Raw genomic sequence first — 1,034 nt, forward strand, 5'->3', positions numbered from 1 at the left:
GATCGATTGGGACGAGTTCGGCAAGGGGGAGGGGGATCTGCGGCGGTTCTTCGGAGAGGCGTCGGAGTTTGGGCTCGGCCGGCGGGGGATCTCTTTCCCGGTGCATGGCTACCGCGGCGACAGGGCCCTGTTCTCGGTGACCGCTGACTTCAACAGCCGCGAATGGCATTGGGCCCGCCGGACCACCTTCCGGCATTTTCCGATCATTGCGGCGCACCTCCACGAAGCAGTATTGCGAACCGATGGGGTCTTCCGGACCCAGCCGCGCCTGTCACCGAGGGAACTCGAATGCTTGCGATGGACCTCGGAAGGCAAGACCGTTTGGGAGTGTGGCGTTATCCTGGGGCTCTCGGAGCACACCGTACGCTGTTATCTCGAAAGCGCGCGGCATAAGCTCGGCGCATCGAGCAACACACACGCCGCCTCACTTGCCACGAAGTCTGGCTTGCTCTTCAAGGTGCCGTAAACCCGGCTGTTCAGCCGGATACCAGCTTCCGGCTTCCGGCCGTACGTCCTGCCTCGTTTCGCGACGAGGAGACAAAGGATGATACTGGCCATTGAAGGCGTGTACCGCCATCACTATCCCGACCTTTTTGAGCAGATGTTCCGCATGCGCGCCGCCGTCTTTGCGGGTCGGCTGGCCTGGGACGTCACCGTAGTCGATGGACGAGAAGTAGATCGATTCGATGCCGAAGATCCGCTCTATCTGCTTTGCGTCGATGAGGTCACGCAGCAGCTGAAAGGCGCGGTTCGGCTGCTGCCGACCACTGGGCCCAACATGCTTCGCGATGTTTTTGCTGTGCTTGTTCCCGATGGATCGGTCGCGAGTCCGCTGATTTGGGAGAGTTCGCGTTTTGCCGTCAACCCAGAGCTCGCCGTTGGTGTGGCGCGTCAGGACGCAAACCACATCGTCAACACGACCACGGTCGAACTGCTGTGCGGTCTGGTCGAGGCAGCACAGCTTGCCGGCGTCGAACACATCGTTTCGGTCTTCGATGCGCGAATGGCCCGGATCTTCCGCACGATCGATTGCC

2 protein-coding genes are annotated in these 1,034 nt (G+C 61.3%); both read left to right on the forward strand.

All coding sequences use genetic code 11. The features are described from left to right. Positions 1-466 (forward strand): LuxR family transcriptional regulator (locus tag EOA86_RS35940; RefSeq protein WP_164892380.1); only part of this gene is annotated, 466 nt, incomplete at its 5' end. 144 nt (positions 467-610) lie between these two features. Next, positions 611-1,034: acyl-homoserine-lactone synthase (locus EOA86_RS35945; protein WP_164892381.1), on the forward strand; the 424-nt coding region annotated here is incomplete at its 3' end.

It is taken from the genome of Mesorhizobium sp. M5C.F.Ca.IN.020.32.2.1, from assembly GCF_004023105.1.
Taxonomy (GTDB): domain Bacteria; phylum Pseudomonadota; class Alphaproteobacteria; order Rhizobiales; family Rhizobiaceae; genus Mesorhizobium; species Mesorhizobium wenxiniae.